At 64.0% G+C, this 25,157-nt stretch carries 16 protein-coding genes; 13 read left to right on the top strand and 3 right to left on the bottom strand.

Annotated features, from left to right (window positions below; all coding sequences use genetic code 11):
- The first annotated feature begins 56 nt into the window (after window positions 1-56).
- The 13 genes from BACI348_RS00935 to BACI348_RS00875 all read left to right on the top strand — a co-directional run bounded on the left by BACI348_RS00935 (window position 57) and on the right by BACI348_RS00875 (window position 21,593).
- Entirely contained in the window at window positions 57-2,045 is a 1,989-nt protein-coding gene (locus tag BACI348_RS00935; RefSeq protein ID WP_159823541.1) for a penicillin-binding transpeptidase domain-containing protein, read from the top strand.
- A 90-nt stretch (window positions 2,046-2,135) separates the two neighbouring features.
- The gene (locus BACI348_RS00930; protein WP_159823540.1) at window positions 2,136-3,818 is read left to right on the top strand and encodes an ABC-F family ATP-binding cassette domain-containing protein; all 1,683 of its coding nucleotides are present in this window, start codon (window positions 2,136-2,138) and stop codon (window positions 3,816-3,818) included.
- Between the two features lie 141 nt (window positions 3,819-3,959).
- Window positions 3,960-4,733, top strand: a complete 774-nt coding sequence (locus BACI348_RS00925; protein WP_159823539.1) for a DeoR/GlpR family DNA-binding transcription regulator — start codon at window positions 3,960-3,962, stop codon at window positions 4,731-4,733.
- Window positions 4,730-5,923 carry an MFS transporter gene (locus tag BACI348_RS00920; protein ID WP_159823538.1) on the top strand — a complete coding sequence of 398 codons (1,194 nt, stop codon included), beginning with the start codon at window positions 4,730-4,732 and terminating at the stop codon, window positions 5,921-5,923. Before BACI348_RS00925 ends, BACI348_RS00920 begins: the two co-directional genes overlap by 4 nt.
- A 63-nt stretch (window positions 5,924-5,986) precedes the next feature.
- A complete protein-coding gene (locus BACI348_RS00915) occupies window positions 5,987-7,483 on the top strand; it encodes a bifunctional phosphatase PAP2/diacylglycerol kinase family protein (protein ID WP_159823537.1) in 1,497 nt (498 codons plus the stop codon).
- Between the two features lie 166 nt (window positions 7,484-7,649).
- On the top strand, window positions 7,650-8,597 hold the full coding sequence (locus BACI348_RS00910) for an ABC transporter ATP-binding protein (RefSeq protein WP_159823536.1): 948 nt from the start codon (window positions 7,650-7,652) through the stop codon (window positions 8,595-8,597).
- A 5-nt stretch (window positions 8,598-8,602) separates the two neighbouring features.
- Complete coding sequence (locus BACI348_RS00905; RefSeq protein ID WP_159823535.1) at window positions 8,603-9,499, top strand: DUF2705 family protein; 897 nt, start codon at window positions 8,603-8,605, stop codon at window positions 9,497-9,499.
- A 23-nt stretch (window positions 9,500-9,522) separates the two neighbouring features.
- On the top strand, window positions 9,523-10,908 hold the full coding sequence (locus BACI348_RS00900) for a sensor histidine kinase (protein WP_159823534.1): 1,386 nt from the start codon (window positions 9,523-9,525) through the stop codon (window positions 10,906-10,908).
- Window positions 10,905-11,597 (top strand): response regulator, encoded by a 693-nt coding sequence (locus tag BACI348_RS00895; RefSeq protein ID WP_159823533.1) that lies wholly within the window; start codon window positions 10,905-10,907, stop codon window positions 11,595-11,597. Before BACI348_RS00900 ends, BACI348_RS00895 begins: the two co-directional genes overlap by 4 nt.
- A gap of 62 nt (window positions 11,598-11,659) precedes the next feature.
- Window positions 11,660-12,559 (top strand): intradiol ring-cleavage dioxygenase, encoded by a 900-nt coding sequence (locus BACI348_RS00890; protein WP_159823532.1) that lies wholly within the window; start codon window positions 11,660-11,662, stop codon window positions 12,557-12,559.
- A 10-nt stretch (window positions 12,560-12,569) separates the two neighbouring features.
- A complete protein-coding gene (locus BACI348_RS00885; protein ID WP_159823531.1) occupies window positions 12,570-13,871 on the top strand; it encodes a M18 family aminopeptidase in 1,302 nt (433 codons plus the stop codon).
- 314 nt (window positions 13,872-14,185) lie between these two features.
- On the top strand, window positions 14,186-19,699 hold the full coding sequence (locus BACI348_RS00880; protein ID WP_159823530.1) for a DUF4082 domain-containing protein: 5,514 nt from the start codon (window positions 14,186-14,188) through the stop codon (window positions 19,697-19,699).
- Window positions 19,700-19,730: 31 nt separating this feature from the next.
- A complete protein-coding gene (locus tag BACI348_RS00875) occupies window positions 19,731-21,593 on the top strand; it encodes a WecB/TagA/CpsF family glycosyltransferase (RefSeq protein ID WP_159823529.1) in 1,863 nt (620 codons plus the stop codon).
- Window positions 21,594-21,698: 105 nt separating this feature from the next.
- Here BACI348_RS00875 and BACI348_RS00870 read toward each other — a convergent pair whose 3' ends face one another.
- From BACI348_RS00870 to BACI348_RS00860, 3 genes are read right to left on the bottom strand one after another with little or no spacing between them, the layout of a single operon-like run.
- Window positions 21,699-23,030: a hypothetical protein gene (locus BACI348_RS00870; protein ID WP_159823528.1), complete on the bottom strand. Its 1,332-nt coding sequence runs from the start codon at window positions 23,028-23,030 to the stop codon at window positions 21,699-21,701.
- 30 nt (window positions 23,031-23,060) lie between these two features.
- A complete protein-coding gene (locus BACI348_RS00865) occupies window positions 23,061-23,879 on the bottom strand; it encodes a YveK family protein (RefSeq protein ID WP_159823527.1) in 819 nt (272 codons plus the stop codon).
- Window positions 23,867-25,012, bottom strand: a complete 1,146-nt coding sequence (locus BACI348_RS00860) for an O-antigen ligase family protein (RefSeq protein WP_159823526.1) — start codon at window positions 25,010-25,012, stop codon at window positions 23,867-23,869. Before BACI348_RS00860 ends, BACI348_RS00865 begins: the two co-directional genes overlap by 13 nt.
- Window positions 25,013-25,157 lie beyond the last annotated feature (145 nt).

The raw sequence follows: 25,157 nt of genomic DNA, 5'->3' as shown, positions 1-25,157 counted from the left end.
CGCCGACGCATTCGGCGCTGGCAAACCGGCCCATGAAACCGGGGGATAATGGCGCGATGGGGATATCAACAAAACTTTCTTTGGGCATCGCTGCCATCATTCTGGGAACCTCACTGGTGGCCTGCGACGACGGCCGGAGCGGGGCCGAAGCCGCCGCCAGGCAGCTGGCCACCGCGGTCTCGGGACTCGATATAGGGGCGGTCCCCTTCGACGGCAAGGACTCCGCCGCTGCCAATGACCAGCTGAAGGGTGTTTTCGCCGCATTCGATCCCGAGAAGCCGGCGGTTGAGGCGGGCGAACTGACGCTTGACGGTGATAACGCCTCCGCGCCGCTGAACTACACCTGGAACTTTGGCGGTGCGGAATGGAAGTACAGCGTCCCGGCCAAGTTCAAGAAGTCCGGGGACAAGTGGCTGACTGTCTGGGATCCGGCCACCCTGGTGCCGGGCCTGGCGGACAGTGAGATCCTGACCAAGGGATCGCAGTCACCCCAGCGCGCAGACATCCTGGGTGCCGGCGACGTTCCACTGGTGACGTACCGCCCCGTGGTGAATGTGGGTATTGATAAGCCGCAGCTGGGCTCCGCTGATCCCGCCGATTCCGCCGGTAAGCTCGCAGCCTTGGTGGGCGTGGATCCCGCCGCCTATACCCAGCAGGTCCAGGCATCGGGTGCCGAAGCTTTTGTGTCTGCCATCACGCTCCGCGATGAAGGGCGTACCATCACCAACGAGCAGATTGCGGCCATTCCCGGAGCGCGCGCGATTCCCGCGTCCATGCCGCTGGCGCCCAGCCGCACCTTTGCCCGTGCCGTCCTCGGCTCGGTTGGCGAGGCCACGGCCGAGCAGATCGAATCCTCCGGTGGTGAGCTCACCGCGGGAGACGTCACCGGCATCGGCGGGCTGCAGCAGCAGTACGACGAACAGCTTCGGGGAACGGACGCCGTCGTGATCCGTGCCCAGCGCGCAGACCTGACCCGCGAACAGATCCAGTCAGCCGCGACGGATCCGCGCCGGGTGCTCTTCGAAGTGAAGCCCACGCCGGGAACACCGCTGAAGACCACGCTGGACCCCACCCTTCAATCACTGGCGGAGACCACCCTTGAAGGTGTGGGACCGGCCTCTGCGATTGTGGCCCTCCGTCCTTCCACCGGTGCCGTCCTTGCCGCGGCGTCGGGTCCGGGAAGCAATGGCTACAACACCGCGATGCTGGGCCAGTACGCACCGGGATCCATCTTCAAGATGGTGGATTCGCTGGCGATGTTCCGCAACGGACTGACCCCCGATTCCAAGGTGGAATGCACACCCACGCTGACGGTGGACGGCCGGACGTTCAAGAATTCCGAGGGGTATCCGGCGGGCTCGCTGGGTTCGGTGACGCTCCGCGATGCCTTCGCCCACTCCTGCAACACGGCTTTCATCGCGGCCCGCGACAGCGTCTCGCAGAGCCAGCTCGAGGCGGCAGCCCTCGCAATGGGCATCGCCGTCGAGGCGCCGACGCTGGGGGCGGATGCCTTCCTGGGATCCGTCCCCGGTGAGGCCGCCGGCACCGAGCACGCCGCCTCAATGATTGGCCAGGGCAAAGTGCTGCTGTCACCGTTGGCGGCCGCCATGATGGCCGGCTCGGTGGCCAAAGGTGCGCCGGTTGCGCCGCAACTTGTGCTGAATCCCGACGCCGGTGCTGCCGCCGAGGGAACCACCAGCGGCTCCTCCGCCCCGCCTGCGCAGCCCTCGGCCACGGCCAGTGCAGCGGCGCCGTCGCAGGCGTCCGGAAACCCGATTACCGCTGAGGAAGCAACGAAACTGGCGGACATGATGCGCGCCGTGGTGACGTCCGGGCATGCGGGCTTCCTTTCCAGCGTCCCCGGCGCGCCTGTGGGGGCCAAGACCGGGACCGCCGAGTTCGGCAACGAAAACCCGCCCAAGACCCACGCCTGGATCGTGGCCGTCCACGGCGACCTCGCCGTTGCCGTCTTTGTGGAGGACGGCGGCCTGGGTGCAACCACGTCCGGACCGCTGCTGCAGAAGTTCCTCACCGCCGCCGGCTAGAGTTTTTGTCCACGTATGCAGGCTTCCGGACGGTTTATCCCGGCATACGTGGACAAAAACTCCGCAGTGGGGCGTGGGAAGATGGACTGCGTGGCCCATATTGACGTTTCCGGTATCGATTACTTCCTCTCCGACGGCACCCAGCTGCTCAACGGGGTGACCTTCAAGGTCCCGGACGGCACCAAAACGGCCCTGATTGGCCCCAACGGCACCGGCAAGACCACGCTGTTCCGGATCATCGCCGGGGACCTGGTGCCCGACGAAGGCGTTATCGGGCGGTCGGGGAACATGGGCATCATGCGCCAGTTCGTAGGCCAGGTCCGTGACGATTCAACGGTCCGCGACCTGCTGGTCTCCGCCGCACCGCCCGCACTGGCCGCCGCTGCCCGCGAGGTGGATGAAGCCGAGCTGGCAATGGTGGAGCACGACGACGAGCCAAGCCAGATGCGGTACGCCCAGGCCATCGTGGACTGGGGCGATGCAGGCGGCTACGACGTCGAGACCGTCTGGGACGAAGTGTGCATGGCCGCGCTGGGACTGCCCTTTGACCGCGCACAGCACCGCCCGGCGTCGAGCCTTTCCGGCGGCGAGCAGAAGCGCCTGGTGCTCGAAGCGCTCTTTGCCGGCCCCGATGACCTGCTGCTGCTCGATGAACCGGACAACTACCTGGATGTGCCGGGCAAACGCTGGCTTGAAGAGAAGCTGAACGAATCGAAGAAGACTGTCTTTTTCATCAGCCACGACCGGGAACTGCTGAACAACGCTGCCGGCCGCATCGTTACGCTGGAGCCGGGCATCAACGGTGCCGGAGCCTGGATCCACGGCGGCGGCTTCGGCTCCTACGTGGAAGCCCGGGCGGACCGGAATGCCCGCTTCGAGGAACTGCGCAAACGGTGGGACGAGGAGCACGTCAAGCTCAAGGAACTCGTCAACATGTACAAAAACAAGGCTGCCTTCCGCTCCGACATGGCCAACCGGTACCACGCCGCGCAGACCCGGCTGGCGAAGTTCCTGGAGATCGGGCCGCCCGAGGCGCTGCCCATCGAACAGAATGTGCAGATGCGGCTCAAGGGCGGCCGGACCGCCAAACGTGCCATCGTGGCCGAGAAGCTGGAACTGACCGGCCTGATGAAGCCGTTCTCCACGGAAGTATGGTTCGGCGACCGGGTCGGCGTCCTGGGCTCCAACGGCTCCGGCAAGTCGCACTTCCTCCGGCTGCTCGCCACCGGCGGCACTGATCCGGAGCGCGAGCACCTGCCCGTGTCCGACGTTGAAATCGCCGAAGTGCCGCACGAGGGCACTGTGAAGCTCGGCGCCAGGATCCGCCCGGGCTTCTTCGCCCAGACGCATGTGCGGCCGGACCTGCTGGGCAAAACGCTGCTGGAAATCCTTCACCGGGGCGATGAACACCGGTCGGGACTGGGCCGCGAGGCAGCAGCCGGTGCGCTGGATGGGTACGGGCTGGCCGGCCAGTCCGAGCAGAAGTACGAATCCCTCTCCGGCGGGCAGCAGGCCCGCTTCCAGATCCTGCTCCTGCAGCTGAGCGGCGCTACGCTGCTGCTCCTCGACGAGCCCACCGACAACCTGGACCTGCACTCCGCGGAGGCACTTGAGCGGGCCATCGACCACTTCGAGGGCACCGTCCTCGCCGTGACGCACGACCGTTGGTTCGCCCGGACGTTTGACCGCTTCCTGGTGTTCGGTTCCGACGGCAGGGTCTACGAATCGGACGAGCCGGTGTGGGATGAGAAGCGCGTGGAACGCGCCCGCTGACCCCAACGCTCTCTCACTTCACGCGCGTTTTTCGCTGACCCTCCCGCACTGGTGCGGGAGGGTCAGCCGTTTTGTCGCATTAAGTGAGAGAGGGCCTGAGGGCTTCGTGAGCAAATGATCATGAGTTGCTATCATTTGATCATGAAGACGGATGAGCGGCACCGCACGATCGCCGAACTGCTCCGCCGGCGCTCCGAAGTGTCCGTGGAGGAGCTGACAGTTGCCTGCGATGCCTCGGGGGCGACGATCCGCCGGGACCTTGAAGTTCTTGCCGCCAACGGCGTTCTTCGCCGGATCCACGGCGGGGCGCGCAGCCTCATCGGCCATGGTGAGAATCCGGGCTACGGGCAGCGCGAGCTGGAGGACCAGGACAGCAAGAAGCGCATCGCCGCCGCCGTGGCCGGCCTTCTCAGGGACCGGGAACATGTGTGGCTGGACAGCGGCAGTACAGCTACCCAGGTTGCACAAGCGCTGGCCGGCAGGGACCTCACCCTTATGCCGATGTCCCTACGGTCGCTGAACGTGTTAACGGCTGACGAGGTTACGGCCGGAACCCGTCCCGCCCTCCTGTTGCCCGGCGGAAGCCTGGTTCCCTCCGAACTGTGTTTCCGGGGCCCGCTTGCGGAGTCCAATGTCCGCTCACTGCGCTTCGACACGGCAGTGGTCACTCCCTGCGCCGTGGACCTCAAGGACGGACTCCTCGCCCATGACCTGGAGGACGCGGCAGTGAAGCGGGCCGGGATCGAATCAGCGTCCCGTGTGGTGGTGGCAGCAGCCGCCGCGAAATGGGAAGCACATGCCAGGGCCCTTGTGGCGGGCCTTGACCGTGTGGACATCATTGTCACGGACAAGCAGTTCAGCCAGGACGAACGACGACGACTCGAAGACAACTCTGTGGAAGTAGTGAACGTATGAGTATCAATACCGGAACGGCACAACAGGCTGGGCTCAAGGCAGCTGCGGCTGCCACTTTTATTGTCTTCGGCATCAACGGACTGGTCTTCGCCAGCTGGGCGGCGAGGATTCCCGCCGTCACCGAAACACTGCAGATCACATCGGGACAGATGGGCACCTTGCTGCTCTGCACCGCCGTCGGCTCATTGCTCGCGTTGCCCACGGCCGGATGGGTGGTGGGGCGGCTCGGAACGGCGAACACCGTGCGCCTGGGCGGCTTGCTTGCCTCAGCCGCCGGCGTGGGCATTGCGTTGTCGCTGTCCATGGCGTCCATCCCGGGCACGGCGGTCTCCTTGTTTTTCTTCGGTATTGCCATCGGGCTCTGGGATGTCTCCCAGAACATCGAAGGGGCCGACGTGGAGCACAAGCTGCGGCGGACCATCATGCCCCAGTTCCACGCTGCCTTCAGCGGCGGGGCCTTCGTCGGTGCCCTCATCGGCGCCGGACTGTCCAACCTTGGGGTCGACCTGCCCGTGCACCTGCTGGTCATCGTTGGCATCGTGCTCGTGGTGACCATGATGGCGCCCCGCTACTTCCTTCCCCACGTCGCCATCCCGGCTCCCGCAGAAGGAACCAAGGCCGTCCGGGGCCCGTCGGCCTGGCGGGACGGCAGGACTGTGCTCATCGGCGTCGTTGTTTTGGGCGCAACCCTGACTGAGGGCGCCGGCAACGACTGGATCGCCAAGGCATCCGTGGACGGCCTGGGCACGTCGGAATCCACGGGCGCCCTCATGTTCGCGCTCTTCGTCCTTGCCATGACCGGCATGCGCTTCCTCGGCGGCCGCGTCATCGACAAATACGGCCGGGTGGCTGTCCTTAGGGCCAGCATGGCAGCAGCCGCTGCCGGGCTGTGCCTCTTTGTGCTGGCCGGGAATCCGTGGTTGGCGGCCGTGGGTGCCGCCCTCTGGGGCATCGGGGCGGCGCTGGCCTTTCCCATGGGCATGTCCGCGGCGGCTGACGATCCGCAGCACGCCGCAGCACGGGTTTCGGTGGTTTCAACACTGGGTTACATCTCATTCCTCGCCGGCCCTCCCCTGCTGGGCTACCTGGGCGACCTCACCGGAATCCACAACGCACTGCTGGCCATCCTTGCCCCCATCCTCCTGGCGCTCCTGCTGGCGGGTGCTGCCAAGCCGTTGAAGGCCGAGTAAGCCGCAACGCCGAAAGACGGACAGCCTCCGCCGCCTCTGGACCCCGGCGGTAGGGTGAGGGGCATGCAGAGCAAATGGCGACAGGGCCATCGATGGATCAGCCGCACCGATAAATACCTCGTCCGGCATGTTTCGCGCTTGCCCGGCGGCAACTACGACGCCTTCTTCAGGAGGCTCTCGGCCGCCGCCAACCACGGAAAACTCTGGATGGCCGCGGCGGCCGTCATTGCCACGGTTCCGGGCAGGCCCCGCCGCGCTGCCGTTCACGGGTTGATCGCCCAGGCAGTAGCTTCCGCCGTTACCAACGGGATCTTCAAAACGCTTCTGCCCCGCGCCCGCCCGCTTCCCGAGCACCTGCCTGTCTTCAGGTTCGTTCATCCGCAGCCGAAGAGTTCTTCCATGCCCTCTGGCCACTCAGCTTCGGCGGTGGCTTTCGCCGTTGGAGTGGGGCTGGTCAAGCCGTCCCTGGGGGCAGCGCTGGCACCGGCGGCACTGGGAGTTGCGTACTCCCGCGTCCACACGGGTGCGCACTGGCCCTCCGATGTTCTTTTTGGCTCGGCGATCGGAGCCGGTGCGGCACTGGTGACCCGGCGGTGGTGGCCGGTCCGCCCGCCGTTTCCGGCGACCACCAGGAGCTGGACTTCTGCCCCTGAGCTGCCCGAAGGCGAAGGGTTGAGCATCGTGGTCAACACCCTCGGAGGGTCCTTCAAGGAAGAGACGGCCGACGCCCTCCGTCAAGTATTCCCGAAGGCGTACATACGGACTGTCGAACCGGATGAGGATCTCCGCGCGGCGATCAACGAAACCGCAGCCCGGCCAGGGACTCGCGCCCTTGGTGTGTGGGGCGGCGACGGGACCGTCGGAGCCGCGGCAGCTGCCGCCGTCGACCGTTCACTCGCCCTCCTGGTGCTGCCCGGCGGGACACTTAACCATTTCGCGCGCGACGCTGGAACCGGGAGCCTCAAGGAGGCCCTCACCGCAGCGACGCGGGGCGAAGCTGCCCTGGCCGACGTCGGAATGGTGACAATGGAGCGTGGGCTCGCAGGAAAGCCGGAGACCGCGGAAGTGGCCATGCTCAACACGTCCAGCGTAGGGCTGTACCCCAACCTCGTCCGGCGCCGCGAACACCTGCAGCCTGCCCTGGGAAAACCCCTCGCAGGTGTCGTGGCCATGTTCCGCACCTTCGCCGCGGGCACCCCCACCACACTCACGGTGGATGGCAAGCTCCACAAAGTATGGATCGCCTACGTGGGACGAGGCCGGTACTACCCCCGCGACCACGCCCCCTTGTTCCGTCCGGTCATGGACGACGGCGTCCTGGACGTCCGGATGATCACGGCAGACGAATCCTTTGCCCGGCTCAGGCTGCTGTGGTCGGTGCTGACCGGCACCGTTGCTACGTCGCGCATCACCCACCTGACAGAGGCAAGAGGTGTGCGGATCGAAGCCGGCGGATCACCGATGGCCCTGGCCGTTGACGGCGAGGCGGTGGCGGGCGTACGCAGTGTGGAGTACAGCATTCGGCCGCGGGCGCTCACGTACTACTCCCCGCGCCCCTGACCGGTGACGTGTGCGCAGGCGGTCATCCAGGGGGACTACCCCGATTGGCCCCTGAATCATCCCTGAGACCGGCGAATCCGGACAATCGGATGGGTAGCGTGGGAGTTACACAACTGTCCCAGCAACGTCCTCCGCAGCCCATGCTGCCGTCCGAAGGAAACAATCCATGATTGAGGCAACAGGCCTGACCAAGGTTTACGGCGGAAAAACCGCGGTGGCCGGGGTCAGTTTCACCGTGCAACCAGGGCTCGTCACGGGCTTTTTGGGTCCGAACGGGGCCGGCAAGTCCACCACCATGCGGATGGTGATGGGACTGGACCGGCCGACGTCCGGCTCGGTCACCGTTAACGGCCTGCCGTACGCGCACCACAAGGCACCGCTGCATGAGGTGGGCGCCCTGCTCGATGCCAAGGCCGTCCACACGAGCCGCAGCGCCTACAACCACCTGCTCGCCATGGCCGCCACCCACGGCATTCCCAAAGCCAGGGTCCGCGAAGTCATTGAGATGACCGGCCTTGAGGCTGTAGCTCGGAAGAAGGCCGGCGGGTTCTCCCTGGGCATGGGCCAGCGGCTGGGGATTGCCGCGGCGCTGCTCGGCGATCCCCAGACCCTGATCCTGGACGAGCCCGTCAACGGTTTGGACCCGGAGGGCGTGCTGTGGGTCCGCAACCTCGTCCGGTACCTGGCGAACCAGGGCAAAACGATCTTCCTGTCCTCGCACCTGATGAGCGAGATGGCGCAGACCGCAGACCACCTGATCGTCATCGGCCGCGGCCGGATCATCGCTGACGCACCCGTGAAGGAGATTATCGCCGGAACCAGGCAGGCCAAGACGCTGGTCCGCACGGGGGAGGCACTGGAACTGTCTGCCCTCCTGGCCGGCGACGGCGTCACCGTGGACCAGAGCGAGCCGGAAACCCTTGAAGTAACAGGAATGGATTCGCGCCAGATCGCGCGGATTGCCCTGGATAACCATGTGCTGGTTTACGAACTCACCCCGCAGCTGTCCTCGCTGGAGGACGCATACTTCGACCTCACCAAGGACGAAGTGGAATACCACTCACACCTGACCGGCGGACCCGCAGTCTCCGCCCCGGCAGCGGCAGGCAAGTAAGGACGATGAGCACCATGACTGAAACCCGTACCGCCCCCACCAGTTCCTCAGCAGGTTCACGGGGAGTGACCTTTGCCGGCGTGCTGCGGTCCGAATGGATCAAGCTGTGGTCGCTGCTGTCCACCCGCATCCTCCTGCTGCTGACCCTGGTAGCCATCGTGGGGGTGGGGGCTCTGGCAGTGCTGATCCGCTATACCTACCTCGACGACATGATCCGCACCGCCAGGGACCAGGGCCAGACGATGACTCCCGAAATGCTGGAAAAGTCGTTCCCGCCAGGCTCCGGCTTTGACCTCTACAACCTGCCCAACGCCGGGCTCCAGATCGGCATCCTGATCCTCGGCTCGCTCGCGGTCCTCTTTATGTCCTCCGAGTACGCCACCGGCATGATCCGTTCCACCATGAATGCCGTTCCGCGGCGTACCCCTGCCTTCGCAGCCAAGGCGATCATCCTCGCGGTCATTTCGTACGTCATCACCACCGTTGCCGGCGTTGCCACCTTCCTGATTGCCATGCCGGTGTTCCAGGGGATCGGCTTCGACCTCGACTGGTCCACGGATGGTGTGCTTTACAGCATCTTCACCGGTGGCCTGTACGTGGCAGGCGTTGCCCTGATCGGACTGTCCCTGGGAACGCTGCTGCGCAACTCGGCCGGCGGCATCACGGTCCTGGTGGCTCTGTTCTTCGTCCTGTCCATCGCGGCGAGCTTCATGACCCTCATCCCGGGGGAGTTCTGGAAGTACGTCCCGCAGTACATTCCCAGCGAAGCCGGCGGCCGGTTCCTGTCGATCGGACACACCGACGGCACCATCGATCCCTGGCACGGAGGCCTGATCTTCCTGGGCTATGTGCTGCTGTTCCTGGTCCCGGCGATGATTACACTGAAGAAACGGGATGTATAACCTGCCGGGAATATAAGAAGGATATGACAGAAAACTCAGGACCCAGGGACGCGCCGGCCAGCCAGGCCGACGCGTCCCTTGCCGAGCTCACCGCCAGGCGAAGGGGACTGCTCAGGCGTTACCTGTACCGCCATCCCAGGGTTATGGATGGGCTGGTGGCGCTCAGCTACAGCCTGCTGGTGGCACCCACGGCGGTGGACGCCGTCGGCTCCGGAAATTGGCTTGCGGCAGCCCTGCTGGCTGCCGTTGCCGCGGCGATGTTCCTGCGGCGTTTCTATCCGGTGGGCCTTGTGGCGTTTGTAGCTGTGGCGGAGGTTGCCGTTACGCTGCTGCATCCCTGGGGCTCCAACGTCTCTGCCGGGCTGTGGTTTTCCCTCTATGCGGTGGCAGTGGCACACACCCGCCGCTTCGCCATGACCACGATGGCTGTGGCCACCGCGCCGCTTGCCCTTCTCTACCTCCTGGCCGCCGTTGGCCCGATGGACAAAGCACTCGTCCACGATGCCACGCTCAATCCGGACGACTTCCAACTCCTGACCAGCATCGCCACCGGCGCCACCATCGCGCTGTCCAATGTCATCGCCACAGGGATCGGCATCTCGGTCCGCCAGCGGCGCGAACACGAGCAGGAGATCGCGGCCTGGGCGGCGAGGACTGCGGCCCTGGCGTCCGTCGACGAACGGAACCGGATAGCCCGGGAGATGCACGACGTCGTGGCCCACTCGCTGACGGTGATGGTCAGCCTGTCCGACGGGGCCGCCGTCGTGGTCCGGAAGAGCCCGGAGCGCGCCGGCGAGGTGCTCGCAGAACTGTCCCGGACGGGCCGCGCCGCCCTGGCAGACATGCGCCGCGTGCTGGGTGTCCTTCGCGACGACGGCCGGGCGGCACCGCGGCTGCCGCCGGCTTCCGGGGACGGCCTGTCCAAGCTCCTTGAAGGGTTCCGCACGGCGGGCCTGCCCGTGCATTACTCCCACACCGGCCCGGCGCTGCCTGATGACGCCGCCTTCCAGCTCACGGTGTACCGGATCGTCCAGGAATCGCTGACCAACGTTCTCCGGTACGGCCGCTCACTGGGGCGGGTCGATGTCTCGATCGTCCGCGCCGGTTCAACGGTCACCATTGACGTGGTCGACGACGGCGCGGGAGTTCCCGGCAGCGTCCCGCCTGAAGGCGGCGGCACTTCCGCCGCCGGGCACGGCTCCTACGGAACCCCGTCTGGAACTTCGTTTGGCGCGTCGTATGGAACCGGGCAGGGCATCGCCGGAATGGCTGAGCGCGCCCGGATTTATGCCGGCACCGTGGAAGCCGGCCGCAGCGGCCGCGGCTGGCGGGTGCACGCCGTCCTGTCCTGGCCCGGGGACGACGTTTCCGGATCCTTCCGTCCGCACGAACTGCAAGGGAAAGCATGACGATCAATCCAGCTATCACGGTCCTGCTGGTTGATGACCAGCCCCTGCTCCGGATGGGGTTCCGGCTCATCCTGGAAGGCGAGGAGGACCTGCGCATTGTGGGTGAGGCCTCCAATGGTGCCGAGGCCGTCCGGCTGGTCCGTGAACTCGCCCCGGACGTGGTGCTGATGGATGTGCGGATGCCCGTGCTGGACGGTATTGAAGCCACCCGGGCCATCACGGAGTCCGGCGCGTGTTCGAGGGTCATCATCCTGACCACTTTCGATGTGGACGAGTATGCCTTCGCGGGCCTGCAGGCGGGCGCATCCGCGTTCCTCCTGAAGGACGCGGCGCCGCAAGACCTGATCGGTGCCGTACGGGTGGTGGCCAGCGGTGACGCCGTGGTGGCGCCGAGGATTACGCAGCGGCTGCTCGAGACGTATGTGCGGGGTGCCAGGAAACCGGCTCCTGCGCCGCCGGCGCCGGATCCGCTTCTGGCCGACCTGACGCCCCGGGAAACGGAGATGCTTGAGGCCATGGCCGAAGGACTGTCCAACGCGGAGATCGCCCACAGGTACTTCCTGTCCGAGGCGACGGTGAAGACCCACGTGCGGCGCATCCTCACCAAGCTTCATCTCCGCGACCGCGTCCAGGCAGTGGTGTACGCCTACGAGACCGGCCTGGTGGTGCCGAGCAACCCGGACTACTGACGCCCGGCGCGCGCACAGGAACGGCCTATGCACGCGACAGGCCGGGAAGGTTGGATGGTGGCATGACCAACAACCTTCCCCATCCTGACCACGACCGCGGCTTGGAGTTCGACCTGTCCACGCTCATGAGCCGCCGCTCCCTGGGCATCTTCCTTGGCGCCGGAGGCACTGCGGCTGCCTTGGCTGCCTGCACACCAGGAGGATCCAGCACCAGTGCCAGCCCGTCGGCGTCGGCCGCTGCAGCCACTGCCAGCAGCGCATCCCCAACGGCGTCCGGATCCGCTGCGGCCACTGCTTCGCCGTCCCCCGCGCTGACCCGGGCCATCGCCGAATGCGGTGTCGAGATTCCACAGGAAACAGCCGGACCGTACCCGGGCGACGGCTCGAATGGACCGAACGTCCTCGAAGCCTCTGGAGTGGTGCGGAAGGACATCACCTCCAGCTTCGGGACGGGGACCGCCAAAGCCCCGGGTGTACCGCTGACCTTCACGCTGACGCTGCTGGACAACGCAAACGGCTGTGTCCCGTTGACTGGTGCGGCAGTGTATGCCTGGCACTGCGACAGCAATGGGAAGTACTCGATGTACGATACGGGCCTCGAAAACGAGAACTTCCTCCGGGGAGTCCAGGAGGCTGATGCGAACGGCCAGGTCACCTTCAAATCGATCTTCCCCGGCGCGTACATGGGCCGCTGGCCACACATCCATTTCGAGGTCTTCGAGTCCATGAGCAACGCGACAGCTGCCGGCCAGGTGCTGGCCGTTTCGCAGATGGCCCTGACGAAGGCGGCGTGCGAGGACGTGTATGCCACGGCAGGGTACGGGTCCAGCGCACAGAACTTTCCCCGGACCACGCTGCAGTCGGACAACGTGTTCGGCGACGACGGCGGGATCTATCAGCTTGCTGCCATGACCGGCTCGGCCGCGGCGGGCTACACGGCGGGGCTCAACGTCACCATCTAGACTCGGGAACATGCCTTTTCATTCCTCCGCCGCAGACCACATCCAGGACCTTGGCGCCTATGTCAGCGCATCGCCGTCGAGCTTTCACGCGGTGCACGAAGCGGCGCGGCGGCTGGAGGAGGCCGGCTTTGCCCGTTTGGATGAGCTGGAACCATGGGAGGGGGGCGCCGGACGGTTCTTTGTCATCCGTGACGGCGCGCTGGTCGCCTGGGTGGTTCCTGAGGACGCGGGGCCTACCACCGGGTTCAACATCCTGGGGGCGCACACGGATTCGCCCTCGTTCAAGCTCAAGCCCAAGCCCACGACCGGGGCGCACGGCTGGCTGCAGGCGGGCGTTGAGGTGTACGGCGGGCCGCTGCTGAACTCCTGGCTGGACCGCGAACTGCAGCTGGCCGGGCGGCTGGTAATGCTGGACGGCACGGAGCACCTGACCGCTACTGGGCCCATGCTGCGGTTCCCGCAGCTGGCCATCCACCTGGACCGGGCCGTGAATGACGGGCTGACGCTGGATAAGCAGCGGCACATGAATCCCGTGTGGGGGCTGGGGAATCCTGCTGACTTCGACCTGCTGGCCGTGCTGGCTTCTTCTGTTTCCGGCGCCTCTGTTGATCCTGCTTCGATTGGCGGGTACGACGTCGTTATTGCGGATACGCAGGCGCCTGCGGTTTTCGGGGGGAACAGTGAGTTCTTCGCGTCCGGGCGGCTGGATAACCTTTCGTCCACGCATGCTGGGCTGGTGGCCTTGATGGCGCATGCGGGTTCCGTTTCTTCCGGCTCGCCTATCGCGGTGCTGGCCGCTTTTGACCATGAGGAGATTGGCTCCAACTCGCGGTCCGGTGCCTGCGGGCCCATCCTCGAGGACGTCCTGGTCCGCATCTCCGACGGCCTCGGCGCTACGGTGAGCCAGCGGCGGCAGGCGCTGGCGGCGTCGTTCTGTGTCTCTGCCGACGCCGGGCACGCGGTCCACCCGAACTACGCGGAGCGGCATGACCCCGCCAACCATCCGGTCCTTAACGGCGGACCGCTGCTGAAGATCAACGCGAACCAGCGCTATGCCACGGATGCACTTGGTGGCGCGTTCTGGGCGCGGCTGTGTGCTGAGTCCGGTGTGCCGTACCAGGAATTCGTGTCCAACAACGCGATTCCGTGCGGTTCCACAATTGGGCCTTTGACCGCGACGCGTTTGGGAATCCGGACAGTGGATGTGGGGGTTCCGCTGCTTTCCATGCACTCGGCGCGCGAACTGTGCGGTGTTGAGGATCCGCGGCGGCTGGCTGCCGTGACGGAGCTGTTCTTCCGGACCGCTGCTTAGGGCTTGCCTGGTTTCCGGCACTTACCGGGTTTCCGCCACAAAGGTGGTGCGGATACCCACATAGCGGCCCCTGCCGCCTAGTGGCGCGGTGGGGCCCAGCCTACGGTTGAAAAACACGGAAGCCCCTGGGGGTTCGCGGTCCATGGTTCCGGGCCGTGAACGGGGAAGGTTTGTTCGCCTTCCACCGAAAGGACGTCCATAACAACTGACTGACGCAACGGGCAAGGCGCCAAGCCTTTGGCGCAAGCCGGTGTGGGGAGTGCAGACCCCCGTCCGGCTGATGCCTGGTTGCGCCGCGACCATGGAGCCTGAAGATGACGTCTGCACCTGGAGTCCTCCCCCGCAGGATTGTCCGCCGCTGGGTACCTGCTCTGGTACTCGCGCTGCTGGCCTCCATGTTTTCCATGGCAGTGGACCCTTCGTGGCTGCCGCCTGCCCGGGCCGCAGGCCCCTGCGACGCTCCCGTGGCCAGCACAGTGGCCTGCGAGAATACTCAGCCGGGGAGTCCCCCGTCGGAGTGGCAGGTCCCGGGAGCTGGGAACACCACCATCCAGGGCTACGCGGCGTCCATGAGCGTCAACATCGGCCAGACCGTGACGTTCAAGGTCAAGACCACTGCGTCGGCTTACCGCATTGATATTTATCGGCTGGGTTACTACCAAGGCCTCGGCGCACGAAAAGTTGCAGCCAACCTGCTGCCCTCGGCTCCATTGCCTCAGACGCAGCCCAACTGCGCGACGTTCGCGGCGACAGGATTGATTGATTGTGGAAACTGGGCCGTGTCCGCTTCGTGGCCCGTGCCGGCGACGGCAGTCTCCGGTGTCTATCTGGCTCGCTTGGTTCGGACTGACAACGGCGGCGCGAGCGTTATTCCGTTTGTGGTGCGGGACGATGCGGCCCGCTCCGACGTGTTGTTCCAGACCTCCGACACCACTTGGCAGGCGTACAACAGCTACGGCGGCAACAGCCTCTATGTCTGCACAGTGGCCTGTCCTGCCGGCAATCCCCAGGCATACAAGGCCGCATTCAAGGTTTCGTACAACCGGCCGTTCATTACAGCCGGTGACGCCCAGGGGCAGAACTGGTTGATGTATGCGGAGTACCCCATGATCCGGTTCATGGAAGCCAACGGCTACGACGTCAGCTACATGAGCGGGCTGGATACCGCGACGAGAGCCCCCCTGCTGTTGAACCACAAGTCGTTCCTCTCAGTGGCACACGACGAGTATTGGTCGGCGGAACAGCGGGCGAATGTCCAGGCGGCCAGGGACGCAGGCGTGCATCTCGCTTTCTTCAGCGGAAACGAAATGTTTTGGAAGACCCGATGGGAAGCCAGTTCGGACGGCACGAACACCGCGGGCCGGACCCTCGTGTCCTACAAGGACACACACTTCAACGCTCCCACCGATCCCGTGTCCTGGACGGGCACCTGGCGGGATCCGCGGTATGGAGCGGCCGGTGGCGGAGGCAACCCGGAAAACGGCCTTACCGGGCAATACTTTGTAGTTAATTCCGGAACTACGGACATCGTGGTCCCGGCAGCATACAAGCAGCTCCGGCTGTGGAGGAGTACGTCCATTCCCAACTTGGCGGCGGGGGCTGCTGCAACCCTTGGAGCCGGTCTGGGGACCTTAGGCTACGAGTGGGACATCGACGCCGACAACGGCTTCCGGCCGCCTGGAACCTTCCGGCTGTCCGAAACCACGAGCTCCACCGCTGAGGTTTTCACTGACTACGGCTCAACCGTCCAGCAGGGCGGGACAGCCACCCACAACCTGACCCTCTACAAGGCTGCCAGCGGCGCCTTGGTCTTTGGGGCTGGGACCGTCCAGTGGTCCTGGGGCTTGGACAGCTATACAACGGGCAAGGCCGTGGACCGCAACATGCAGCAAGCCACTGTCAACCTTTTCGCTGATATGGGTGCCCAGCCTGGCACACTCATGGCAGGGCTCGCCGCGGCACAGCCTTCGAATGACTCAACGGCGCCGACTTCCCGGATCACGGCGCCGGCGGCTGGCACAGCGGTTGCTGATGGGACGATAGTCACGGTGGCGGGCACTGCGTCCGACACTGGCGGCGTGGTTGCCGGTGTGGAAATTTCCACCGATGGTGGCACTACCTGGCGGCGTGCCACGGGAACCAATAACTGGACCTACAGCTGGACCGCCCACGGTAGTCCCGCCTCTGTGCTGCGTTCCAGGGCGGTGGATGACAGCGGAAACCTTGAATCAGCCTCCCAAAGCATCACCATGAATGTGTCCTGCCCCTGCTCACTCGTGGGCGTTAACAGGGTGCCCTCAATGGTCGATTCCGGTGATGCCGCGGCAATCGAGGTAGGTGCAAAGTTCTATTCGGATGTTGCCGGTACTGTCAACTCGATCCGCTTCTACAAGTCAGCCCGAAACACCGGCACCCACACCGGCAGCATCTGGAGCTCGGCCGGCCAGCGGCTGGCCACTGCCACCTTTGCGAACGAATCGGCCAGCGGCTGGCAAACGGTCGCCCTTTCCCCGCCCCTCGCGATTTCGGCCAACACAACATATGTGGTCTCCTACTTCACCCCCACCGGGCGCTACTCCCAGGACTCCGGCTACTTCTATAACAATCCCTCTCCCGTTGGGGCGGTGAATTCGCTCGATAGCGCGCCCTTGCACTTCCCACGAAGCGTGCCCGGCTCGCCTAACGGTGTGTACAGGTACGGGGTGAGTTCCTTCCCCAACCAGGTCTACGATGCCGAGTACTACTGGGTCGATCTGGCCTTCGCACCGTCCGGGACAGTGCAGCCGGCTGTTTCTTCGGTCTCCCCGGTCAACAACGCAACCGACGTAGTTACGGGCGTGAAGCCTTCGGTCACTTTCAACCAGGCCGTCACACCTTCCTCTGTGGTCTTCACGGTAAAAAACAGCGCTGGAACCAACGTGGCTGGATCTCTCACTCATGATGCGGCCACCCATACATCGACCTTCACGCCGTCCACGGCCCTTGCCAATTCGACGGCTTTTTCGGCAACGGTCAGCGGGGCCACGAATTCCGCGGGGCAGTCAATGGCTACCCCATACTCGTGGACGTTCACTACGGCAGCACCTCCGCCGCTGCCCGCCGTATCTTCCGTTTCCCCTGCAAGCAATGCGTCTACCGTGCCTGTGGATACAAGGCCGGCTGCCACTTTCAATCAGCCCGTCAACAGTTCGTCGATAACCTTCACCGTGAAGGATCCGGCCAATAACAACGTTTCCGGGTCGGTGGCATACGACAGTGCAACAAACACGGCCACGTTCTCCCCGGCCGGCTTGCTGTCCTTCAACACCGGGTACACCGCGACTGTGAGTGGGGCGACAAACGCGGCAGGGCAAACCATGGCGGGTGCCAACACCTGGACCTTCACCACTGCCCCGGCGCCGGGCTCCTGCCCCTGTTCGGTGTTCAGTCCAACAGATGTTCCTGCCGTTGTGTCGGAGGATGATTCCAACGCCGTTGAGTTGGGAATGAAGTTCCGTTCTGACGAGGCAGGCACTGTCACCGGCGTCCGCTTCTACAAGGGAACGGCCAACACCGGCGCGCACACAGGCCACCTCTGGTCCGCCACCGGGACGCTTCTGGCCACCGTTTCGTTCGGCACAGAGACCGCCGCGGGCTGGCAGCAGGCGAATTTCTCCGCCCCCGTGAGTATTACGGCAAATACCACCTACGTGGTGTCATACCACGCACCTAACGGGTTCTACGCCGCGGACGCCGGATTCTTCAATGGTTCCCGTGACAAGGCGCCGCTCCATGGTCTGGCCAGTGGTACCGACGGGCCTAACGGTGTGTACCGTTACGGGGCTTCCGCCTTCCCCAACCTGACCTACAACGCCACAAACTACTGGGTCGACGTGGTGTTCAGCGCCGCATCAACCACCCCCGCCCCCAGGGTTACGTCTGTAGCCCCTGTCAACTCATCCACCGGGGTTGACGTGCAGGTGAAGCCTTCGGTGACCTTCGACCAAGCCGTGACACCTTCGTCCGTGTCATTTTCACTTCGGGATGCAGGGAACGGTGTTGCTACTGGCGCCGTGACCTACGATGCGGGAACCAACACAGCTTCTTTTACGCCGTCAGCAGCGCTTGCCTACAACACCACGTACACCGCTACGGTCAGTGGTGCCACGAATTCGTCCGGGCAGGGAATGGCCGGTCCGCATACCTGGACGTTCGCAACAACTGCGGCCCCGGTGCTTCCGGCGGTGGCCAGCTCAACGCCGGCCAACAACGCGACAGCCATTCCGATTGATACGAAGCCTTCGGTGACGTTCAACCAGGCAGTGACTGGGTCCAGCGTGGTGTTTACCCTCAGGGATGCCGGAAACACAGCGGTCCAGGGCTCGGTGGCGTACGACGCCACCACCCGCGTCGCGACCTTTAGTCCGACAGTACCGCTGGGGTCGGGCACGGGTTACACCGGGACAGTGAGCGGAGCCACCAACTCCAGCGGCCAATCCATGACCGCGCCCTATTCCTGGAGCTTTACGACGGCGGCCGCCACGGGAGGCTGCCCGTGCAGCGTCTTCAACCCCACCTCCACTCCGGCCACGGTCAACACCAATGATCCGGACGCTGTGGAGGTGGGCATGAAGTTCCGTTCGGATTCGGCAGGGACGGTTACCGGTGTCCGGTTCTACAAAGGCAGTTCCAATACCGGCACCCATGTAGGCCACCTCTGGTCGTCGGCGGGCGCACTGCTTGCCTCAGTAACGTTCGGTGCGGAAAGCGCATCGGGTTGGCAACAGGCCTCCTTCTCATCCCCGGTTCCCATCGCTGCCAACACAACCTACGTCGTCTCCTACTTCGCCCCGGACGGCTTCTACTCCTCGGACAGCGGATACTTCAACAATCCCGCGGACAAGGCTCCCTTGCATGCTCTGGCGGCGGGGGTGGACGGTCCGAACGGCGTGTACAGGTATGGTGCCTCGGACTTCCCCACGGACAGTTACAACAACACGAACTATTGGGTGGATGTTGTCCTGGCTACCGGCAGTGCGGGACCATCACCAGCCGTTGCGGCAGTCTCTCCAGCCAATGCCGCCACTGGTATCTCCGAGCAAGTGAAGCCGACGGCCACTTTCAACCAGTCGGTTAATGCGTCCACGGTGGTGTTCGCGCTGAAGGATGCCGCTGGCACTGGAGTACCTGGCTCTGTGGGTTATGACGTGGCGACGAATACCGCTACGTTCTCGCCTGCCGGCGTGCTGAGCTACAGCACCGTCTACACCGCTACTGTTTCCGGGGCCACGAACGGGTCAGGTTCGGCCATGAGCTCGCCTTTTTCATGGACCTTCACCACGAAGGCACCTCCAGTGGCCTGCCCCTGCAGCATCTTCAGCCCAACGGCCATCCCTGCAACGGCAAACACGAACGACCGCAAGGCAACGGAAGTCGGCATGAAGTTTCGCTCCGATGTGGCCGGCACTGTCTCCGGCGTCCGCTTCTTCAAAGGTAGCTCCAACACCGGGACCCACGTAGGCCACCTCTGGACTGCATCCGGCACCCTGCTGGCCACTGTCACATTTTCGAATGAATCCGCCTCCGGCTGGCAGCAGGCGCTCTTTTCCACACCAGTACCTATCGCGGCGAACACCACCTACGTCGTCTCCTATTACGCCCCGGTCGGTTCCTACTCATCAACACGTGACTACTTCAACAACACCGGCATGGACAACGCGCCACTGCACGCACTTGCCAACGGTGCCGACGGATCGAACGGCGTCTACGCCTACGGGGCAAGCACCTTCCCCACGGATACCTTCCGGAGCACCAACTACTGGGTTGACGTGGTCTTCAACCGTAACTAGCCGCCCACTTTCACCCCGAAAGGTTTGCACCATGACATTGTCCGGTTCGTTCGGGGGCGTTGTGCAGCCAGCCGCGTGGCTCCACAGCGGCTCGCCCCACCAGCTTCCGCCAAGAGATCTCCCGGCCCGGGATCGATCCGGCAGCGGTGCCTGGGTTACCCTCGGCGGTGCCCCGGTAAGGCTGCTGGGCTTCGACGACGCCCTCTGCACCATCGTGACAAGGGCAAAGTCCGGCGGTTCTGTTCCGCTCGCCGTTGCCTCCGCCAACCTCGATCATGTCAAACACTTCGGCCAAGGCGGCCGATGGGCAGACATCCTGGAGAGACAGGATTCCCTGGAGTGGCTTATGCTGCTGGACGGGGCGCCCCTTGTCAGCCGGGCCGGGAAGGTTACCGGCCGGACATGGCCCAGGCTGGCAGGAAGCGATCTGATCCGGCCTCTCCTGGGTGCCGCTGAACTCGAAGGCCTCAGCGTGGGTTTCCTTGGCGGTACCCCCGATGTGCAGGCCCAAGTACGCGGCAAGCTGACTGCCAGCCATCCCAAACTCACCATTTCAGGCTGCTGGGCACCGCAACGGGAAGAGCTTGTCGAGGCCGGCGCTTCGGCTGACCTGGCCGCCAGCATCGAGGCTGCTAAGACGGACATCCTTGTTGTGTGCCTCGGCAAACCGCGGCAGGAACTATGGATGTCCGAGTACGGACACCTCACAGGCGCCAACGTGATGCTGGCATTCGGGGCGGTGGTGGATTTCCTGGCCGGGAGGGTACACCGGGCCCCGGTGTTGGCACGGAATCTGGGGATGGAATGGGCCTGGCGGCTTGCGCTTGAGCCTAAGCGGCTTGCCAGACGGTATCTGGTTGACGGGCCGGAAGCGTACATCTGTCTCCGGAAGCACAGCATACCGGGACGGATACGTGTCATGCCGTCCCCACGGCATGCTTTTGAGGATCGTCCCGGCCTGCGCGGCGAAGGTTTCTCCCCGCTGGACCAGCCCACAGATGTTGCTGTTGTTGTGGTGACCTACAACAACGAAAAGGATATTCCGCAGCTCCTCAAAAGCCTGATTCGGGAAACGAGGGAACAATCGATCAAAGTGATCGTGGCCGACAACTCGCCCGGGCCCCGGACTCTCCATGAAGTAGGCAAGTATCACGATGTCCATGGGTTCCCCACAGGCGGGAACCTTGGGTACTCAGGTGCGATCAACGTTGCAATGAAGAGAGCGGGCCAAACGAAGGCCTTCTTGATCCTGAATCCCGATACACAGGTACAACCCGGAGCTATCCGGGCAATGCGGCAAAGAATGGTCGAATCGGGGGCCGGCGTAGTGGTTCCCCTCCTTATGGAGGCCGACGGGACCATCTACCACTCATTGCGACGTGAACCCAGTGTCAGCAGGGCGATTGGCGATGCTGTCATGGGGAGAAGGCTTCCGGGACGCCCTGCGTGGCTGGCCGAAACAGATTTTGATCGCGAAAGCTACTTCCATCCCCACAAAGTGGACTGGGCCACCGGCGCAGCATTGCTGGTCCGTCCCGACGTCGCGCAGCTGGTGGGCGAATGGGACGAGGAGTACTTTCTGTACTCGGAAGAGACAGACTTCATGCGCCGTGTCAGGGCAAGTGGCCTGGAAATCTGGTTCGAACCCCGCGCGCGAATGCTCCATTCAAGGGGTGGTTCGGGATCGTCCACACCTCTGGAGGCCCTGATGGCCGCCAACCGGATCAGATACGTCCGCAAATTCCACAGCCGCGGCTATGCCGGAGTGTTCCGGGCCGCCGTCGTTCTGTCTGCTTTCCTTCGGTCCCCCCTGCCCCGGCATGGCGGGGTCCTGGCAGCGGTGACCCGGGAACGGTCGTGGCGGGACTTGCCTCATGCGGAACGCTACTACTGATTCCCCGGGTAGTAGGTCAACAAGCAGGTAGCCCCTGGCTGGCTCCGCGGTCCCAGGGGCTACCTAGGCGATGGTTCAGCCGAGTGACGGCCATTCGCCTACCGTCTATGGAAGGCAGAGCGACGCGGCGCCATCGATGCGGTAGAGATGGACCGCATTCCCATCGTTGAATGTGTCCACGAATGCGCCGCTCTGCATCTCAATGGTCCGGTCTTCATTGAGAACGGTCACTGTTCCCCCACCCTTGGCCAGGCAGGGGACTTCAAATAGCGCCTCTTGGGATGCGGCTTGGGCCGAGCCGGCAAGGATAAATATGGAACCGTCCAGGACCTTAACGGCACTGCGCACCGTGCTGGCGTGCTGGATGGCATCGTCGAGGAACGGCGCATTCAGCACCGGTGCAAGTTCTGCTATCTGACGGTTCAGGACAGAAATGTCAGCCCGGGTACGTTGCGCGCAGGGTTCCCGAAGAATGTGGAAGGATCCGCAATCTCCGCCAAAGCTGTGATTGAAGTAAATGATTCCCCTGGCGCCGTGGATAATGCTGCTCCAGACTGCCGCGCGAATCTGGGGTCCCGTGATCGGCCCGGTGGAAGTATTGAAGGGCTGGCCCAGTTCAACAAAGGCCCAGACGGGTTTGCTGCCGCCCGGGTTTACGAGTGACCGCAGCCGTTCCACGGTCCAGCCGTAGTTGGCTGCAAGGCGGCATTCGGAGTCCATCAGCTGGCGTGTACCGCTAACCAGCACCGCGCCCTCGCCCACTCCGCAGATGTTCGGGTCCGTGAACCAGTAGTTGTCCGCGGAGACCACATCCTGAAATTCGTTGACAAAGCGTGCAGCTTCCTGGTCTGACTCCCAGAAGGTAACACCCTTTCCGTAATTTGCGTAAGTCATTTTGGCGGGTTCCACGGCTGACGAGAGTTGCTGCTGGAGGGTGTATCCGCAACGCCCTTCAGCTGGTGCACAGGCAGGACCTTGTCCTGGCCAGTTTCCCGTCCACGCATCGTCGCCCGGGCCAGCCCACATATCCGCTTCGTCGGCCAGGACAGCACCGTTGTCCTTTGCGGAAGGAAGACTGGACAGGGCGAAGGGTCCGTCGCCATCCAGAAGGCCAAGGTCAGAGTCGGCTGTCAGATCCACATAGACATTGATTCCTGCCTCACTGTCCTGCCGGATCTCGTCCAGGCTGCGGATGCTTTCGAGCCACACGCCCACAGGAAAGAACGCAGGTGACGTCGGCAAGGGGTTGGCGAACTGCGCGAAGTAGTCCGTTCCGCCATCCACGGCTCGCAGGTGCCGCGGGGGCGCGTCCGGATTCCTTTCGACGGCGAGCCTGCCCGCTTCCGCGCCCGTCGTGCCGCTCTGGCACGCAGTCAGGAGAATGGGGGCAGCTGCCAGAGCTGCCAGACATCCAAGGGCTATTTTTTGCAACTTCATGGGTGAGCCTCCATCGGTATCCGGAAAGCCTTAGCGGCCCGGAGCCCTGTCGCCGGCCGCAACCAGTCGCTGGTTTTCATCGTTGTGGGCAAGTTGCGGGCCGGCCGCTGGCACAGACATGGATGAAGGGAACTGGCCGGTTGAACCCTGCTGGGAAACCGGGTTGTATGCGCGACGACCAGTCCTCGTCGTCAGGGCTTTCGCAGTCCCGCCGCCTTGCCGCCTTATTGTCCGGCCACGGGCAAGGGAAACGGAACCAAAAAGCAGGATGCTGCCTGCGATGCCAACCATGATGAGTGACCGCAACCGGTTGGAGAACAGTTCCTGAGCGGGTCCGGGTCCGAGTACCTGGATGGGGGTATAGAGATAGCGGTCGTCTGCTCCGTTTACCTTCTGAACCGAATTCAATGTTGACGCGAACTGCTCACCAATCAGCCTTGCGGTGGCTACCGCTCCAGATTCTGACGTCGATGCCGCACTGACGGTGACCAGGCCCATGCCGAGGCTGGAAACAGGGGTGATTTTGAAGTCGGTGCCGAAGCCAGCCTCCTTGAGCTGGGCCACGTAGGCAGGGTCTGACAGCTTGGTGATAACCACCTGGGCCAGGAGGGAGCTGTCGTAACTTCGAAGATACGGGTTGTCGGAGTTCAGCTTGGCAAGTTCCGGATCCTTTTCCAGCTCCATGCTGGACGGCACCTTAGGCGCCGCCAGGGCGTAGGACACATGTGCCTCGTAGGTACGTGGTGCGAAGAAGTACGTATAAGCGCAGGCGGCAATTGTCAGCAACACTACGGGCAGAGTTACCCATTTGTGGCGCCAGAGCGTCGTAATGATACTTAGCGGGTCCATGATTTTCCTTCCCGGACTTTCTGGCTTGCGGACGGTGTTAAGACCGCGTGGAGCGATTCGGGCAGTTGGCGTTTGACGAGGTGCCATACCACGCCGCTCAGTCCGACAAAGAAGGGACACATGAGGGCGAAGGTTTGGAATGACAGCGCATCAAAGGTTCCCGCGGACACCGCGGCCACGAGCATCGCAGCACCCACCGCGGCGCTGAGCACGCGGAGTTCGTCGGACGGGGCGTGGTGGGCTGCTGTGAGGCTGGCGAAGAATGGTGCCAGCAAATAAGCCAGCAGCGCTGCCAGCCCGACGGCCCCCATCGTTGCCACTGTCAGCAGGTATTGGTTATCGAATATGTCCTTGGCATTCGTGGGCATCCATGTTCCCGGGCCGAGCCCCAGCCAGGGCCGCTCGAAGAAGAGTTGCCACACAAGAGGGTAGTCGTCGGTCCGGGAGGTGATCGAAGCATCGGATGAGCCGGCAGTTGCCGACGAAAACAGGGTTGACACCATTCCCGGTACAGCGACAAACAATGCAGCGGCACCACAGGGAATAACCACCACAGCCCATCGCCGTGCCAACGCTGGCAGGTAAGGAACAAGGATGAGCGCCGCGATCCCCAGGCCGATAAGACCTGTGCGCGAGACAGTAATGACGTTTCCCGCGAAAAGCAGTGCGGGGAGCGCAATGCGCACCCATTTTCGAGCTGATGCATCGAACATTCCCCACCAAACAGACAAGGGCAATAGCATTGAACAAACGACGCCAAGTTCAATGGGGTGCATGGTTGTTCCCGCTACCCGCATAAACGCTTCACGATTCTGGAAGGCAGTGCCGGAACCATTGTCCTCAAACCCGACCATCAGGGTTGAGACCCACTCCATTGGATTTACGCGGACCACGAACTGGATGAGTGCCACAACGCAGCAAAACGCCGCGCCGCCCATAACCCAGCGGGTGATGGACTTCACCGACTCCACTGATCGGACAGTCTCGGTTGTCACCAGGGTGACACCTGCGCCTGCCACCAACAGAATCATCCACCGGTCGGCGGCGGCCCGGCCGGCCGGGTCATTTCCGCCACTGAAGCCTGCGAACATGGCGGCATAGCTCGCGCACGACGCGGTGATCCAGAAGAGCATGGCGCCCCTGCCGGGGTGTCCATAGGGCATAGGGTTGTGAAGTCCGAACCCGGACAACACCAGCCACAGTACGAATACTCCCACGGCCAGCATTTGGCCTGCGCTTCCGCTCGCGCCAAAAGCCGGCATGACCATGTAGGAGGGC

Origin of the sequence: Arthrobacter sp. 9AX, from assembly GCF_902506095.1 — a bacterium.
Classification (GTDB): Bacteria; Actinomycetota; Actinomycetes; order Actinomycetales; family Micrococcaceae; genus Arthrobacter.
The sequence above is the reverse complement of the archived record's forward strand: the minus strand, read 5'-3'. Positions and strand labels throughout refer to the sequence as shown.

Coding starts and splice junctions, on each gene's coding strand:
- BACI348_RS00935 (WP_159823541.1), top strand. CDS start 57: ATGGGGATATCAACAAAACTTTCTTTGGGCATCGCTGCCATCATTCTG.
- BACI348_RS00925 (WP_159823539.1), top strand. CDS start 3,960: ATGAAGACGGATGAGCGGCACCGCACGATCGCCGAACTGCTCCGCCGG.
- BACI348_RS00920 (WP_159823538.1), top strand. CDS start 4,730: ATGAGTATCAATACCGGAACGGCACAACAGGCTGGGCTCAAGGCAGCT.
- BACI348_RS00915 (WP_159823537.1), top strand. CDS start 5,987: ATGCAGAGCAAATGGCGACAGGGCCATCGATGGATCAGCCGCACCGAT.
- BACI348_RS00910 (WP_159823536.1), top strand. CDS start 7,650: ATGATTGAGGCAACAGGCCTGACCAAGGTTTACGGCGGAAAAACCGCG.
- BACI348_RS00905 (WP_159823535.1), top strand. CDS start 8,603: ATGAGCACCATGACTGAAACCCGTACCGCCCCCACCAGTTCCTCAGCA.
- BACI348_RS00900 (WP_159823534.1), top strand. CDS start 9,523: ATGACAGAAAACTCAGGACCCAGGGACGCGCCGGCCAGCCAGGCCGAC.
- BACI348_RS00895 (WP_159823533.1), top strand. CDS start 10,905: ATGACGATCAATCCAGCTATCACGGTCCTGCTGGTTGATGACCAGCCC.
- BACI348_RS00890 (WP_159823532.1), top strand. CDS start 11,660: ATGACCAACAACCTTCCCCATCCTGACCACGACCGCGGCTTGGAGTTC.
- BACI348_RS00885 (WP_159823531.1), top strand. CDS start 12,570: ATGCCTTTTCATTCCTCCGCCGCAGACCACATCCAGGACCTTGGCGCC.
- BACI348_RS00880 (WP_159823530.1), top strand. CDS start 14,186: ATGACGTCTGCACCTGGAGTCCTCCCCCGCAGGATTGTCCGCCGCTGG.
- BACI348_RS00875 (WP_159823529.1), top strand. CDS start 19,731: ATGACATTGTCCGGTTCGTTCGGGGGCGTTGTGCAGCCAGCCGCGTGG.
- BACI348_RS00870 (WP_159823528.1), bottom strand. CDS start 23,030: ATGAAGTTGCAAAAAATAGCCCTTGGATGTCTGGCAGCTCTGGCAGCT.
- BACI348_RS00865 (WP_159823527.1), bottom strand. CDS start 23,879: ATGGACCCGCTAAGTATCATTACGACGCTCTGGCGCCACAAATGGGTA.
- BACI348_RS00860 (WP_159823526.1), bottom strand. CDS start 25,012: ATGCTCTTCTGGATCACCGCGTCGTGCGCGAGCTATGCCGCCATGTTC.